This window comes from Rhizobium sp. AG207R (assembly GCF_027109195.1).
GTDB classification, from domain to species: domain Bacteria; phylum Pseudomonadota; class Alphaproteobacteria; order Rhizobiales; family Rhizobiaceae; genus Rhizobium; species Rhizobium dioscoreae.
The window spans coordinates 151,084-165,408 of the sequence record NZ_JAEPVT010000004.1; the positions used below are offsets into that span (position 1 = coordinate 151,084).

16 protein-coding genes are annotated in these 14,325 nt (G+C 60.5%); 6 read left to right on the forward strand and 10 right to left on the reverse strand.

What is annotated here, in order from left to right; translation table 11 throughout:
• Positions 1-50 precede the first annotated feature (50 nt).
• The 5 genes from murQ to murA all read right to left on the reverse strand — a co-directional run bounded on the left by murQ (position 51) and on the right by murA (position 4,312).
• Complete coding sequence (gene murQ / locus JJQ51_RS10750; RefSeq protein ID WP_113333215.1) at positions 51-974, reverse strand: N-acetylmuramic acid 6-phosphate etherase; 924 nt, start codon at positions 972-974, stop codon at positions 51-53.
• Positions 975-1,366: 392 nt separating this feature from the next.
• Positions 1,367-1,816: a type II toxin-antitoxin system VapC family toxin gene (locus tag JJQ51_RS10755; protein ID WP_113354401.1), complete on the reverse strand. Its 450-nt coding sequence runs from the start codon at positions 1,814-1,816 to the stop codon at positions 1,367-1,369.
• On the reverse strand, positions 1,813-2,064 hold the full coding sequence (locus JJQ51_RS10760; protein ID WP_095436838.1) for a type II toxin-antitoxin system Phd/YefM family antitoxin: 252 nt from the start codon (positions 2,062-2,064) through the stop codon (positions 1,813-1,815). The genes JJQ51_RS10755 and JJQ51_RS10760 overlap by 4 nt, the downstream gene beginning before the upstream one ends.
• Positions 2,065-2,162: 98 nt before the next feature.
• On the reverse strand, positions 2,163-3,059 hold the full coding sequence (locus JJQ51_RS10765) for an N-acetylglucosamine kinase (RefSeq protein WP_113354400.1): 897 nt from the start codon (positions 3,057-3,059) through the stop codon (positions 2,163-2,165).
• On the reverse strand, positions 3,056-4,312 hold the full coding sequence (gene murA, locus JJQ51_RS10770) for a UDP-N-acetylglucosamine 1-carboxyvinyltransferase (RefSeq protein WP_113354399.1): 1,257 nt from the start codon (positions 4,310-4,312) through the stop codon (positions 3,056-3,058). The genes JJQ51_RS10765 and murA overlap by 4 nt, the downstream gene beginning before the upstream one ends.
• Before the next feature lie 227 nt (positions 4,313-4,539).
• On the opposite strand from murA, the gene JJQ51_RS10775 reads away from it, so the two are divergent.
• From JJQ51_RS10775 to JJQ51_RS10790, 4 genes are all read left to right on the forward strand, one after another.
• On the forward strand, positions 4,540-5,400 hold the full coding sequence (locus JJQ51_RS10775; protein ID WP_113354398.1) for a MurR/RpiR family transcriptional regulator: 861 nt from the start codon (positions 4,540-4,542) through the stop codon (positions 5,398-5,400).
• Positions 5,401-5,501: 101 nt separating this feature from the next.
• A complete protein-coding gene (locus tag JJQ51_RS10780; protein ID WP_145634068.1) occupies positions 5,502-6,278 on the forward strand; it encodes an SDR family oxidoreductase in 777 nt (258 codons plus the stop codon).
• 146 nt (positions 6,279-6,424) lie between these two features.
• Positions 6,425-6,697, forward strand: coding sequence for a type II toxin-antitoxin system VapB family antitoxin (locus JJQ51_RS10785; protein ID WP_113333209.1), 273 nt, complete (start codon positions 6,425-6,427; stop codon positions 6,695-6,697).
• Positions 6,694-7,107: a type II toxin-antitoxin system VapC family toxin gene (locus tag JJQ51_RS10790; RefSeq protein WP_113354396.1), complete on the forward strand. Its 414-nt coding sequence runs from the start codon at positions 6,694-6,696 to the stop codon at positions 7,105-7,107. Before JJQ51_RS10785 ends, JJQ51_RS10790 begins: the two co-directional genes overlap by 4 nt.
• A 72-nt stretch (positions 7,108-7,179) precedes the next feature.
• Here JJQ51_RS10790 and nadC read toward each other — a convergent pair whose 3' ends face one another.
• The 5 genes from nadC to JJQ51_RS10815 all read right to left on the reverse strand — a co-directional run bounded on the left by nadC (position 7,180) and on the right by JJQ51_RS10815 (position 12,322).
• A complete protein-coding gene (gene nadC / locus JJQ51_RS10795; RefSeq protein ID WP_113354395.1) occupies positions 7,180-8,037 on the reverse strand; it encodes a carboxylating nicotinate-nucleotide diphosphorylase in 858 nt (285 codons plus the stop codon).
• Position 8,038: 1 nt separating this feature from the next.
• Complete coding sequence (locus JJQ51_RS10800; protein WP_113354394.1) at positions 8,039-9,580, reverse strand: L-aspartate oxidase; 1,542 nt, start codon at positions 9,578-9,580, stop codon at positions 8,039-8,041.
• Entirely contained in the window at positions 9,577-10,548 is a 972-nt protein-coding gene (nadA, locus tag JJQ51_RS10805; protein ID WP_269244705.1) for a quinolinate synthase NadA, read from the reverse strand. The genes JJQ51_RS10800 and nadA overlap by 4 nt, the downstream gene beginning before the upstream one ends.
• Before the next feature lie 69 nt (positions 10,549-10,617).
• A complete protein-coding gene (locus JJQ51_RS10810; RefSeq protein WP_152093324.1) occupies positions 10,618-11,520 on the reverse strand; it encodes an NUDIX hydrolase in 903 nt (300 codons plus the stop codon).
• A gap of 109 nt (positions 11,521-11,629) precedes the next feature.
• A complete protein-coding gene (locus JJQ51_RS10815; RefSeq protein ID WP_069614580.1) occupies positions 11,630-12,322 on the reverse strand; it encodes a GntR family transcriptional regulator in 693 nt (230 codons plus the stop codon).
• Between the two features lie 130 nt (positions 12,323-12,452).
• Between JJQ51_RS10815 and JJQ51_RS10820 the strand changes: the two genes are divergently transcribed.
• Both JJQ51_RS10820 and JJQ51_RS10825 read left to right on the forward strand, forming a co-directional pair.
• Entirely contained in the window at positions 12,453-13,457 is a 1,005-nt protein-coding gene (locus JJQ51_RS10820) for an ABC transporter substrate-binding protein (RefSeq protein WP_152093323.1), read from the forward strand.
• A gap of 52 nt (positions 13,458-13,509) precedes the next feature.
• Positions 13,510-14,325, forward strand: a complete 816-nt coding sequence (locus JJQ51_RS10825) for an ABC transporter ATP-binding protein (protein ID WP_269244706.1) — start codon at positions 13,510-13,512, stop codon at positions 14,323-14,325.

Here is a 14,325-nt window from a genome sequence, read left to right on the forward strand (position 1 = left end):
CGGCCGATTTTGGCCATTGATTGCCGTCGCGGTTAGCTGCGACGGTTGTCTCAAGCAGTCCTGGCGTTGATGGCCTTGCGCAGGAATCCATCAGCGTTTTGCAATGCCACGCGGGCTTCTTCAATGCCCATCCCGGTAATTTCCATGAGAATGGCTAGCTTGACGTCATTGCCGGTCAGGTCGAGCACACGGCGCGCTTCCTGCTGCGTACAGCCGGTCGCCTGCATGACGATGCGCGAAGCGCGCGCCACCAGCTTCTTGTTGCTGGCGCTGACGTCGACCATCAGGTTCTGATAGCTCTTGCCGATGCGGATCATGCTCGCCGTCGTCAGCATGTTGAGAATGAGTTTCTGTGCCGTGCCGGATTTCAGACGGGTCGAGCCGGTCAGGATTTCCGGGCCGACAACAGGCGAGATCGCCAGATCAGCGATGCCGGCGATGATGGAATTGGGATTGCAGGATAGTGCGACCGTGAAAGCGCCAATGCTCTTGGCATAGTTCAGGCCGCCGATCACATAGGGTGTGCGGCCGCTGACGGCGATGCCGACGACCACATCATCCTTGGTGAGATTGATCTCTTCCAGCGCCTGACGCCCCTGTACCGGATCGTCCTCCGCGCCTTCGATCGAACGGCGCAGCGCATCCGGGCCGCCCGCAATCAATCCGATGACCATATCCGGCGGCACGCTGAAGGTGGGCGGGCATTCGGAGGCATCCAGAACGCCGAGACGGCCGCTGGTGCCGGCCCCCATATAGATCAGCCGTCCGCCCTTCTGGAAGGCGGCGACGATCTGATTGACGGCGGCGGCAATCGCCGGAATGACCTTCTCGACGGCGAGAGGCACCGTCTGATCCTCATAATTGATTTCACGCAAGATATCGAAAGTCGGCAATAGATCGATATGCATCGTATTCGGATTGCGCCCTTCGGAAACCAATTGTTCCAGTTCGGATATCAACGTCTGTTCTGTCATGGGCCTGCTCGCGAAATAACGCTTCGATATCAATAGCTCGCAGGGGCAAGTTCGATCATTCTAATATCGAACACACCGCAGCAAGGGTCGGCTTTCAGTCAGACGGCCGATCAAATTCAGCCTGGGCTCGGACGGCCTTTTTCGGCTTCGCTTCCTGCCCACTCCCTGTTTACCTTGGTTAACACTATGTCTGATTATTCCTTTCGTCAATCTACAAAGGAATAAAATATTCCACTTCTGCCACGCAAATTCACCACTGCGATTATGCGAGGCAGCACACAGCGGCATGTGTAATTTGCCGACTGCGTTAGCTAGCGCTGCGGCTCGGTCAGCTTAATCGTAGAGGAGGTCGCCATCGTCGCGCTGGTTGCTATTCATTGTGGAGATAGCGATCATTCCGATCTGAAAACCGCCGGAAGATCAGCCGATACATCGAGCGGCTGGAAGTGCCGCAAGTTCTCGGTAATGACGGTCAGGTCATAAGCCCGCGCCGTCGCTGCAATGATAATGTCGCCGAGGCCGGGATTGTGACCCTTGCTCAGGGCATCGTCTTCCAGAGCGCCGACGATCCGCGCAACCACCGTATCCATGGGTAGGATACGATCACTGAAACTGTCCATGATGAAATTGAGCCAGTCAGAGAGACGCTTGGCTCGCTCAGTCGCGCCACGGCGATGAAGAGAGCGTATTCCCTTTTCGGTCTCCGAGACAGACATGGCCGACAGAAAGAGCGCATCGGCTTCGCCCTGACTGTGGAACCAGATCCGGATGGCATCGGAGGGCGGCACCTTATCCGGTGCAAACCTGCTGATAATATTCGTATCGAGCAGGTACCCTGTCACAGATCAACGTCCCTCATTTTTGACGAGTTTCGATCTAGATCGACACCACCGGGAAAGGTGAGCAGGAAATCCCCGAAATTCGGCTTTGGCTTCTCCAAAGCCTTCTTTGCGGCCTCTGCCGCTTCGACCGACACAAGTACGGCAGCGGGCTTCCCGTGGCGCGTAATGGTGACAAAATCACCATTGGCAGCTTCATCGACCAGATTGGCAAAGCCTGCCTTTGCTTCTGCTACGCTAATTGTTGACATCACGGCCCTCAATCGAAAATGACCATATATAGTCAAAATAGGACCTGCCGTCGACGGAATCAAGGGGGAAGAGAAAGACGTTTATTGTATGCCCGCAATCATTCAGTACGACCGCAAACAGCTCGTCTTGCCAGAATGATCGCACCGGATACGGCGTCACCATCGATGGGTTTCAAGCGGCGGCGTACATCGGGCGAGAGCCACGGTTCAAGTGGACTTGCGAGACCGCCGAGCAGGCAGACGCGCGGTGCACCTTTTTCGAACAGGGTGCGAACCAGCGTATCGATATGGCCGGCCGCACTTTGCACGATTCGCCGTGCGGCGGCATCGCCCTGATCGGCATGTCGCAGGACCATGGGCGCAAGAGCCGCGTAGTCCGTGGCCGAAGCCCGGTCCATCCAGGCGACCGCCTCCATCGGATCGTTCTGGAAGCGCTGCATGATTTCGGCCAGCAATGCGGTCTTCTGTTCGCGACCGTCATGCGCGCGCAGTGCAAGCTGAACCGCTTTCAGACCGAGATAAGCGCCACTACCCTCATCCGAAATCGGAAAACCATAGCCGCCGACCCGCAATTGCCGGCCTTCGACGAGACCGAGCCCGATGGAGCCCGTCCCGGCAATGACGATGGCACCATCGCGACCGGAATGGGCGCCGAGGCAGGCGCCCTCCCCGTCGCTGATGAAATCGATACTGGCGAAGGGGTGTTCTATCGCCTTCAGCGCGGCAAGGGCGCCTTTGCGGCCGATCCCGGCCAACCCGACACCGACATGGATGCGCCCAAGATCGGAGGCACTCAGCCCCGCCTCCTCGATAGCGGCATCGAAGGCGCGCGAAATCGATGCCCACGCTTCGTCAATCCCTAACCGGGTCGTTGCCGGCCCGGACAATCCCTGCCCTAAAACCGTGCCCTCGACATCCTCGATGCGAGCCCGGCAGCCGGTGCCACCGCCATCGATGCCGAGGAAATAGGGAGCGTTTTCCGATGGGGCGGTCATGATGTCAGCCGTTCGATATCGGCACCGCAGAGACGCAATTTGCGATCAAGCTGCTCATAGCCACGATCAAGATGATAGACGCGGTTGACGATGGTTTCGCCCTTGGACACGAGGGCGGCGAGAACCAGCGACACGGATGCCCTGAGGTCCGTCGCCATCACCTGCGCGCCCTTGAGCGGCGCCCCGCCGCGCACCAGTGCCGTCGTGCCCTGCAGGGTGATGTTGGCGCCGAGCCGCGTCAGCTCCGGCACATGCATGAAACGGTTTTCGAATACCGTTTCGCGGATCAACGACGCGCCTTCGGCGCAGCAGGCCAGAGCCATGAACTGCGCCTGCAGATCAGTTGGAAAACCCGGATAGGGTTCGGTGGTGATATCGGCTCCCTTGAGTGGGCCATCCCTGGAGACGACAAGGCCTCGGTCGCTGGGCCAGACGCTGACACCCATGGCTTCGAGCGCCTGGACGACCGAGGCCAGATTTTCCAACCGCGCATGAATGAGCTCGAGCTGGCCGCCGGTGATCGCAGCCGCTACGGCATAGGTTCCCGCCTCGATTCGGTCGGGAATACCGTGATGCTTGGCAGGGCGCCAGCTGGTGTCGCCGTCGATGAGAATACGATGTGTGCCGGCTCCTTCGATCCGCGCACCCATGGCGCAAAGACAAGCCGCGAGATCAGCCACCTCCGGCTCACGGGCGGCATTCAGGATCTCGGTTTCGCCCTTGGCCGCGCAGGCGGCCATTATGGCCGTCTCCGTCGCGCCGACGGATGGGGAGCTCAGCACGATCCGCGCGCCCTTCAGCCCATTCGGCGCCGAGGCGACGATCAGGCCGCTTTCGATCGCGATATCGGCGCCCAAAGTCGCCAGCGCCTTGATATGCATATCGACGGGCCGGGCTCCGATGGCGCAGCCGCCCGGAAGGGAAACACGCGCATGGCCGAAGCGGGCTAGCAGCGGCGCCAGCACAAGAACGGTCGCCCGCATGCGCCTGACCGTATCGTAGGACGTCTCTTTCGAGACGATTTCGCTCGCATCGATCGTTGTGCCGTGCGGCCCGCGAGTGATTTTGGCGCCGTGCAGCGCAATAACGCCGAGCATATTCTCGACGTCGCTGACGGCGGGCAGGTTCGTGAGCTCCAGCGGATGCGGGCTCAAAAGCGCTGCGGCGATCTGCGGCAAGGCGGCGTTCTTGGCACCCGCGATGGTCACCGCGCCCTGCAACCGTCTGCCGCCGGAGATGCGAAGTCTGTCCATGATGAAAATCCGTCGAGGAAAAGGTAAGGACGCCACGAGTCCTTCACGCGTTTCCCCCAAAGACTAATCGGTCATTCCATGCTGTCAACCAGATTTGGAATTTTTTATTCCAACCTGCTGTGATAACGTCCGATCGCACGAAGCGAGATTGCCGAGCTTGAACCGGATGCTATTTTTGGTGCGCTCGTGTGGGTGGGTAAAGCGGCCTTGACGGCTCGAAGGGACAAATGTCGATCTTAAAGAAAATCAGCGCGCAGCTGGAAAGCATGGCCCCCGCCGATCGCCAGATCGGTCAGTTCATCATCGACAATCCCGACCAGATGCTGCGCCTTTCTTCCGCAGCACTTGCTGTTGAAACGGGCCGCAGCCAGTCGAGCGTCGTGAAATTCAGCCAGAAACTCGGCTATGCCGGCTATCAAGAGCTGAAGCTGGCCGTCAGCGAGGCGAAAGCGCAGGAATGGCAGGCGCCGGCCGGCATGATCCACGGCACGATCGAAGTGGGCGACGGCTATCTCACAATCCTGCAGAAGCTGCTCGGCAGCAAGATGCAGGCCATGCAGCAGACCATTTCCGTCAACAACGAAGCCGATATCGAAAAGGCGCTCGAGGCGCTTCATGATGCCCGGCGCATCCATCTGGCCGGGGTCGGCGCCTCGTCGCTGGTCGCGCGCGACTTTTCCTATAAGCTGATGAAGCTCGGCCGTAACGTGCTGCATGACAGCGACAGCCATGTGCAGATGGCCAATGCATCGACGCTTGGGCCTGACGACCTGCTCTTTGCGCTGTCCTATTCCGGCGCCAGCATCGAGACACTGCGGATTGCGGAGCTGGCAAGCCAGCGCCAGGCAACCGTCATTGCCGTCACCGGGCTGCAGGATAATCCGCTTGCCCGCGTCGCCGATATCTGCCTCCATACCGTCGGCGACGAGGATCGCGTGCGCTCGTCGGCGATTACCGCCCGCGATGCACAGCTGATGCTGACCGACCTGCTGTTCATTCTCCTGGTGCAGCGTCAGCCTGATGCCAACGATTATGTCCATAACAGCGAGACGGCCGTTTCCGTGCTGAAGGCCAAGCGTCTTTCATAAGATCGCGCTCCGGTAACCAAGCTGTGACGACCGCGACCCTGTACGGTGGTGATTTCGGGACGTAGCTTGGCGATCCAAGCAAATCATACCGGAGACATTCCATGGACCTCGGCCTCAAGGATAAAGTCGTTCTGATCACGGGCGGCTCCAAGGGCATCGGCTTCGCCTGTGCTGAACTCTTCCTGCAGGAAGGTGCACGGGTTGCGATCTGCTCGCGCTCACAGTCGAATATCGACGCCGCGCTTTCCCGGCTTCCTGGTGCGCGCGGCTATGCCGCCGACCTGATCTCCGATGAACAGGCGCTTGCCGTGGTGAACAAGGTCGAAACGGAAATCGGCCCGATCGACATCCTCGTCAACAGCGCCGGTGCCGCAGCGCGCACGCCCGCCGACAAGCTGACGCCCGCCATCTGGCGCGCTGCGATGGATGCGAAATACTTTTCCTACATCAATGTGATCGATCCCGTCATCAAGCGCATGGGCACACGCGGCTCAGGTACCGTCATCAATATCATCGGCAACGGCGGCAAGGTCGCCTCGCCCGTCCATTTGGCCGGAGGATCGGCCAATGCCGCCCTGATGCTCGCGAGCGTCGGGCTTGCTAACGCCTATGCCGGCAAAGGTGTGCGCGTCGTCGGCCTCAACCCCGGCCTCACCGAAACGGATCGAGTCGCCGAGGGTCTCAAAGCAGCCGCGAAGGCTTCCGGCTCGACCGAGAAGGAGGCGCTAGTCGATGCGCTGAAGCGTATTCCGATCGGCCGCATGGCAGACCCCGCCGACATTGCCAATGTCGTTGCTTTCCTGAGTTCGGCCAAAGCAAGCTATGTCACCGGCGTCGTGATCAGCATGGACGGCGCGCAAGTGCCGGTCGTTGTGTGAAAACTGAACAGAGGCTTGGTCGCATCAGAATCAAGAAGTCAATTTGGCTTACGTGTTGACCGGGCTCAACTTGATCGGGACCCTTTTGCATTGAAGAAGCGATATATGCGTGCTATCTAGATCACTCATCTAGAAAGATCGCGGCCATGGCGTTGAGCATCAAGACCGAAGAAGCGGATCGGCTGGCGCGGGAATTATCCCGCCTGACCGGCGAAACCATGACCGACGCCATTACCCAGGCCATGCGCGAGCGGCTTGAACGGCTGCGCGCCAAGCAGGAGGCGGAGGGCGACTATATTGCCCGCATGAGAGATTTCGTTCGCGGGCGCGCCAGCCGCTACGACCGCCGGCCCGTCACGAAACAGGAATGGGATGAAGCGGTCGGCGACACAGCTGAAGACCTCGATTTCCCCCGATGATGATCGTTGATGCGTCTGCCATCATTGCGATCATGTTCGAGGAGGCGGAAGCTCCAGACTGCATGATGGCCCTTCAGACGGACGCTCAGCGTCTCATATCGGCTGTGAATTACGTCGAGGCCGGAACAGTCATGGCGGGCAGGATCAAAGAGGGAGACCGGCATGAAGCGATTGCCGATCTGGATGAATTTTTAACCGAATTCCGCATCGAGATTGCCTCGATAGATGAAGATCTCGCGCGAGCCGCGATGAAGGCCCGTGTGGAATACGGCAAGGGTTTCGGCACGCGAGGCGGCCTGAATTTCGGTGATTGCTTCGCCTATGCTCTTGCCAAACGACATTCAGCCCCTCTGCTCTATGTCGGAGATGATTTTGCGTTGACCGACGTGCGATCCGCATTGATGAAGTAAATGACCAACTGGAAGCTGGAGAGCCGGTAACCTCGCGTTACCGGCCCTCCAAAATGCGGAACTTACCCTACCTCAGGCCGCTGCCTTCCAATCCAGCCCGATATCGAGCGTCGGAGCACTGTGAGTCAGCCAGCCAACGGAGATGAGATCGACGCCGGAGGCCGCGATTGCGGAAGCCGTCGCCGGCGTGATGCGGCCCGAGGCTTCGGTGATGGCCCGGCCGCCGACGATATCGACCGCCTCGCGCAGTTGATCCGGCGTCATGTTGTCGAGCAACACGGCGTCGACGCCCTCCTGCATCGCTTCGCGAAGTTGCTCCAGCGTATCCACCTCGACCTCGATCTTGACCATATGACCCACGCCCGCCTTGGCGCAGCGAATGGCTTCAGTGATGCCTCCGGCAATGGCGACGTGATTGTCCTTGATCAATACCGCGTCATAGAGCGCGAAGCGATGGTTCATGCCGCCGCCGGCGCGCACGGCGTATTTTTCCAGCGCCCGAAGACCAGGTGTCGTCTTGCGCGTGCAGACGATCGAGGCCTTCGTGCTTGCGATCGCCTCGGCGACGTCGGCCGTCACGGAGGCGATACCAGAGAGATGACCGAGGAAGTTGAGCGCGGTGCGTTCCGCCGTCAGCAGGCCGCGGGATGGCCCTTCGATCGTCGCGATGACCTCGCCCGCTTCCACCTTGGTACCGTCTGGCACGTGACGGGTCATGACAATGGTGGGATCGACCAGCTGGAAGGCAAGTTCAGCGGCGTCGAGACCTGCGATAACGCCCGGCTGGCGGGTGACCATAGCAACGCGGGACCGATGTTCCGCCGGGATGACGGCCGTAGATGTGATGTCGCCGGCGAGGCCGAGATCTTCGACCAATGCATTGCGCACCAGTGGCTCAACGATCAGGCGCGGGAGGGGAGCAAGCGTCATGTCAGGCACTCCTTGCGAGCGAATAGGGGGTGACGGACCTGGCAATATCCAAGGCGTCGGAAAGGTTCATCATGCGGCGCTGCGCATATTGCAGTTTCAGCGGAAAATCGGTGCGCGCATGGGCACCGCGCGACTCCGTCCTGAGGCTCGCAAAGACGGCGATCAGCAGGGCCACCAGCGCGGGGTCTGTCGCTGGCCCTTCGCTCTCGCAAAGCGGCAGGAGTGCGGCAATCGCACCATGGATGGCACCTGCGTTGCGCAGCACACCGAGATGGCGCGACGCGATCGGCCGGACGAACGTCAGGTCTGGCGCAAATGTCTCGGGAAGTTGCTTCTGCAATCTTGCGGGGCTTGCATCCGTGCCGGCGATATCGTGCGCCGCCCGCATACCCATGACCGCAGCCTCCAGCAGGGAGTTGCTGGCAAGGCGGTTGGCGCCGTGCAGGCCGGTGGAAGCCGCCTCGCCCACCACCCATAGGCCGGGAGCCGAACTGCGGCCGTTCTCGTCGGTCGCAACGCCACCCATATGATAGTGGACCGCCGGACGCACCGGGATGAGATCGCTCGCAGGATCGACGCCTGCCTCGTGGCAAAGGGCCTCGATGACTGGAAAGCGTGTGGCAAAACGATTGCCGAGCGCGCCTCGCGCATCGAGGAAGACCCGACCGCCGCGGGCGATTTCCGCGCTGATCGCGCGTGCGACCACATCGCGCGGCGCAAGCTCGGCACCTTCGACACCGGCCATGAAGCGCTCGCCGCTCTCATTGACGAGGAGCGCGCCTTCGCCGCGAACCGCTTCGCTGACAAGCGCCAGCGGACGCCTGCGACTATCGAGCGCAGTCGGATGGAATTGCACGAATTCCATATCGGCAAGCCGTGCCCCTGCCCGTGCCGCAAGCGCAATCCCCTGCCCGAAATTGCCGACCGGATTGGTCGTGGCATCGAAGAGGCCGCCGATGCCGCCCGTGGCAAGGACGATACGGGAGGACGGCAAGATGACGTTGCCCTTGCTGGTCAGGCACAAAAGGCCGGCGACACGATCCCCATCCAGCAGCAGCCGCTGCGCCTGATAGCCCTCGAGCACTGTGATCGACGGCGTGCGGGCGACCGCCTCGGCAAGTGCGCGAACGATGGCGGCACCCGAGCCATCGCCCTTGGAATGCACGATACGCCGAAGCGAATGTGCAGCTTCGAGACCGAGTGACAATTCGCCGGCATCGTTGCGGTCGAACTCGACGCCGAAGCGCTCCAGCGCCGCGATGGCCGCAGGGGCTTCTGCAACGATCCTTGCCGCGACCTTTGCATCGCAAAGTCCATCGCCAGCAGCGAGCGTATCGGCAAGATGCAGGGCCGCGCTGTCGCCCTCACCTATGCCGGCGGCGATGCCACCTTGCGCCCAGGCACTTGAGGTCTCCGCGCCGATCAAGGCGCGGGTAATAATCACGGTTGGTTCGGGAGCCAGCGTCAGCGCCGTCATCAATCCGGCGAGGCCGCTGCCGACGATGACGATGCGGCCGCTCAAGTCTTCACGAATCTCGCTCATATCGCCAGCATCCTTTCCACTGCGCGGCGGGCGTCTGCGGCAATTGCCGGGTCGATCGTCACCTCATGCCGCCCCTCTTCCAGGGCCTTGCGAATATTGCCAAGCGTGATGCGCTTCATGTGCGGGCAAAGATTGCAGGGCCGGATGAATTCGACATCCGGGTGATGCACGGCGACATTGTCGCTCATCGAACATTCGGTGAGCAGCACCACACGCGACGGGTGCTTCTTGCCGACATAGTCAGACATGACGGCGGTAGAACCGGCGAAATCGGCGGCTTCGACGACATCAGGCGGGCATTCCGGATGGGCCAGTACGGTCACGCCGGGATAATTCTCGCGAAGCTGGCGGATATCGTCCGCGGTGAAGAGCTCGTGGACTTCGCAATGCCCATGCCAGGCGATGAGCTCGACATTGGTTTCGCGTGCGACGTTGCGCGCCAGATATTCGTCCGGCAGCATCAGCACCTTCGGCACGCCGAGCGATTCCACCACCTGCCGGGCATTGCCCGAAGTGCAGCAGATATCTGACGCCGCTTTTACGGCTGCCGACGTGTTGACATAGGTGACCACCGGAACGCCCGGATGAGCCTGACGCAGCAGCGCGATATCTTCCGGCGTGATCGATTCCGCCAGCGAGCAGCCCGCCTCCATATCCGGGATCAGAACCGTCTTTTCCGGGTTCAGCAGCTTGGCCGTCTCGGCCATGAAATGCACACCGGCCAGGACGATGATATCGGCATTGACCTCCACCGCCTTCCGCGCAAGCGCGAGGCTATCGCCGACGATATCGGCGACGCCATGGAAGATTTCCGGCGTCTGATAGTTGTGAGCGAGAATGACGGCATTGTGCCGCCGCTTCAATTCGAGGATCGCCTCGACGTCATCCTGAAAAGTCAGCCATTCAGCTTTGGGAATGACGCGGCTGACGCGATCGTAAAGGGAAGATGCGGATACGGGAAGATTCATGGCCGGCTCCTTATTATACTCATTTTGAGTATATCATGAGCAAATAGATATTCTCAACGTGAGCATATGTCAATTGCGGGAGAGTGGTAATTTCGTTCCAGCGAATTCGCGTTCTTCGAGCACGGCGCGACGGAAGCGGAAGAGCTTGGCCGGACGGCCGCCGGTCTCGCTTTCTGTCCCCCCGGTCTCTTCGACCAGTTCCTGCTGCTCGATCAGTCGACGGAAGTTCTGTTTATGCAGGGTCAGGCCTGCCAGCGCCTCCACGGTTTTCTGCAATTGCAGAAGCGTGAAATTCTCGGGCATGAGTTCGAACACCACAGGCCGATATTTGATCTTAGCCCTGAGCCGCGCCATGCCCGTCGCAAGGATACGGCGATGATCTGCAAACATGGACCGACCGAAATTGAGCTTGAGATCGCAGCCCGCCTCGGCGACAAGATGCGCCTCGTAGAGCAATTCATAACGCTGCAGGACGAGATCTTCGTTCCAAGCAGCACCATTCAATCCGAAAGTAAAATCGGCCCGCCGGCGGCGCTGGTCGCGCCGCATGGCATCGTCACCGATCCAGGCCGTCAGACGGGCGGCGACATCATCCAGCATCGGCGGTCGCCCGCCCCGATGATCCTCCCAAGGGAAATATTCGTACCAGCCGTGCCAGCCAGGCATGCCGCCGCCGGGGGCCGCCTGCTCGCGCACCAGCCCAAGATAGCTGATCGAAATCGTGCGGCCGCCGAGAATTTCGTTGTTTCGATCGCGATCGGCAAAGGTGTAAAGCTGTTCCAGATAGCCGACCGGGTGGGCCGTCTGCTCCTGAACCCATTCGCGCAATCCGCTTTGCAGCGTGCGATGCCCAAGCTCGAACGGACCGGACGGCAAGGCATCACCCGACCGCACCGTCATCACCCTTGGATCGCCGCCCGTAACGGCCGTCAGAACCGCGATCAACTCGGCATGCGCAAGCCCGATGGTCAAGCGAACTCCATGATTTGTTTGCCTCAGATCTTGTCGCATGAAGCGACGCATAAGCCAATCCGCGGGTCGGCGCGCTCCACACCTCACATCGGTCCGAAAAGCCGATAGGCTAACGGCTCACATAATCCGGATATTGTTCGCAAATAAGATCGACGATCGACAAGGTGCCCGACAAATGCCGGCGCAAAGCGGCAACGGCGGCCTCCGCATCGGCCGAGCTGATAGCATCGACCACGGCTTGATGATCGACAATGATCTGCTCGAGCTTGCCCGGCATGGGCAGGTTGAGCATGCGCAGCCGGTCGAGATGCACGCTTTGGCGCCGGACCGTGGACCAGAGGCCGAGAATGCCGGCCCGCTCGTAGAGAACGCGATGGAAATCCTTGTCGAGCATGTCGAATAGATCATAGGTTTCCTGTGACGCCACATGCTTCTGGCGAGCCAGGATGCCTTCGAGGATTGCTGCGGTTTCCGCAGGCGAATCCGCAGCCAGCCTGCGGACGGCCTCCAGTTCGATCGACAATCGCAGGAAATGTGCCTCGGTTGCGTTGCGGATATCGATCCTCGCAACGACAGTCGCATATTGTGGATAGACCTCCACAAGCCCCTCCTCCTCAAGCCGGATCAGGGCATCGCGCACAGGAGTCTGGCTGACATTGAATTCGCTCTGCAGCGAGATGCGCGACAAGACCGTCGTTGGCGGCAAGCTCATCGAAAGAATGCGCGATCGCAGGATCTCGAGAATCTGAGGCGCGACCTGGCGGGAGCGATCGAGGGCAAATTCTTTCGGATTGAGCTTCACTGGCGGCCTTTCTGGGCAAGAGCGTCTGCTCATTAAACACAATTCAGGGCTTGATGCACTGATACATTAGTGCTTTAGTGAACCGACGCCAACCTCCTTTCTCAAAGGTTGGATCAATCGGGAGGAGCAAATGAGAGGATTTCTTCGCTGTCTGACTGCGGTCGGCATGGTGATTGCGGGCAGCTTTTCAGCCGGAGCAGCCGAAAAGACGGATATTTCGATCACGCGCCAGCCCGGCATTCTCTATCTCGCCAGTCACGTCATGGAAACGCAGAAGCTGATCGAGAAGCACGCGGCCGCAGACGGCCTACAGGGCGTCAAGGTGGAATGGCGGACCTTCAGCGGTGGCGGCGCGCAGACCGACGCGCTGCTGTCCGGCAATGTCGACATCGTCAACACCGGCACCGGCAATCTGCTGCTGCTTTGGGACCGCACCAGAGGCAAGGTCAAGGGCATCGTTACCAATTCGGCCCAGCCGGTCATCATGGTTTCGCGCGACCCGCGCATCCAGTCGTTGAAGGACATTCAGGCCGGCGACAAGATCGCGGTGCCGACGGTCGGCGTCTCCACGCAGGCAATTCTGCTGCAGATGGCCGCCGCGCAAATGTATGGCGACGACCAGGTACACAAGTTCGACGCCAATACGGTGCAGCTCGGTCACCCCGACGCGATGGCAGCGCTCGCCAACCAGACCCATGAGGTCAAGAACCACTTCTCCGCCCCGCCCTTCCAATATCTGGAGCTGAAGCAGCCGGGCGTTCACAAGGTCATCGATTCCCGCGACATCATCGGCGGCGAGCTGACCCAGGGCACCTTCTTCACCACGACGCAGTTTGCAAGCGCCAACCCGACGATCATCAAGGCGGTACGCGAGGCGACGGCTGAAGCGATCGACTTCATCAAGAAGGATCCGAAATCGGCGGTGGAAGCCTACAAGACCGTCAGCGGCGACAAGACCAGCGTCGAAGACCTGTTGGCGATCCTGAAGGAGCCGCACATGATGGAGTTCCGCATGGATCCGCAGGGAACCATGAAGTTCGCGGCGCACCTCCACAAGATCGGTACGCTGAAGACCATGCCCAAGGCCTGGACCGACTATTACCTGCCGGAAGCCGCCGATCTCAATGGCAACTGATGCCTACGGGCGGCGCGAATGCCGCCTTCAAGCGACCCCACGGAGAAGGCCCATGCTTCAGGCAAAAACGCGTGCTGACATGCCGATGACGGAAACAATGACCGCGACACCGCTTCTGAATGTCGACAGGGTGACGCTTCGCTACAAGACGCCGAACCTGCTGATCACCGCGACGGAAAATGTCAGCTTCTCCGTTGGCCAGTCCGATCGCTTCGTCCTTCTCGGCCCCTCGGGCTGCGGAAAATCGACGCTGCTGAAGGCGATCGGCGGCTATATGATACCGACGGTGGGGCGGATCGAAATCAAGGGGCAACCGGTCAAGAAACTGGGCGCCGACCGCATGATGGTCTTTCAGGAATTCGACCAGTTGCTCCCCTGGAAGACGGTACTGGAAAACGTCATGTTCCCACTGACGACAGCCCGCCGCCTGCCGCGTCGCGAAGCTGAGGCGATCGCCCGCGATTATATCGAGAAAGTCAAGCTCACACGCGCGGTCGACACCTATCCGCACATGCTGTCCGGCGGCATGAAACAGCGTGTCGCGATTGCCCGCGGCATGGCGATGCAGCCCGATATCCTGCTGATGGACGAGCCTTTCGCAGCGCTCGATGCCCTCACCCGCCGGCAGATGCAGGACGAGCTCCTGCAGCTCTGGGAAGATACACGCTTTACCGTCATCTTCGTCACCCATTCGATCGCCGAGGCGATCAAGATCTCCAATCGTATCCTGCTGCTGTCGCCGCATCCCGGTCGGGTCAAGGCCGAGGTGCGCGATGTGGAGGCCGTCCGCGACGACCCCACAGCCGCCGCCAAGCTGGAGCAGGAAATTCATCACATGCTGTTTGCCGAACAGGGGCACAGGGAGTAA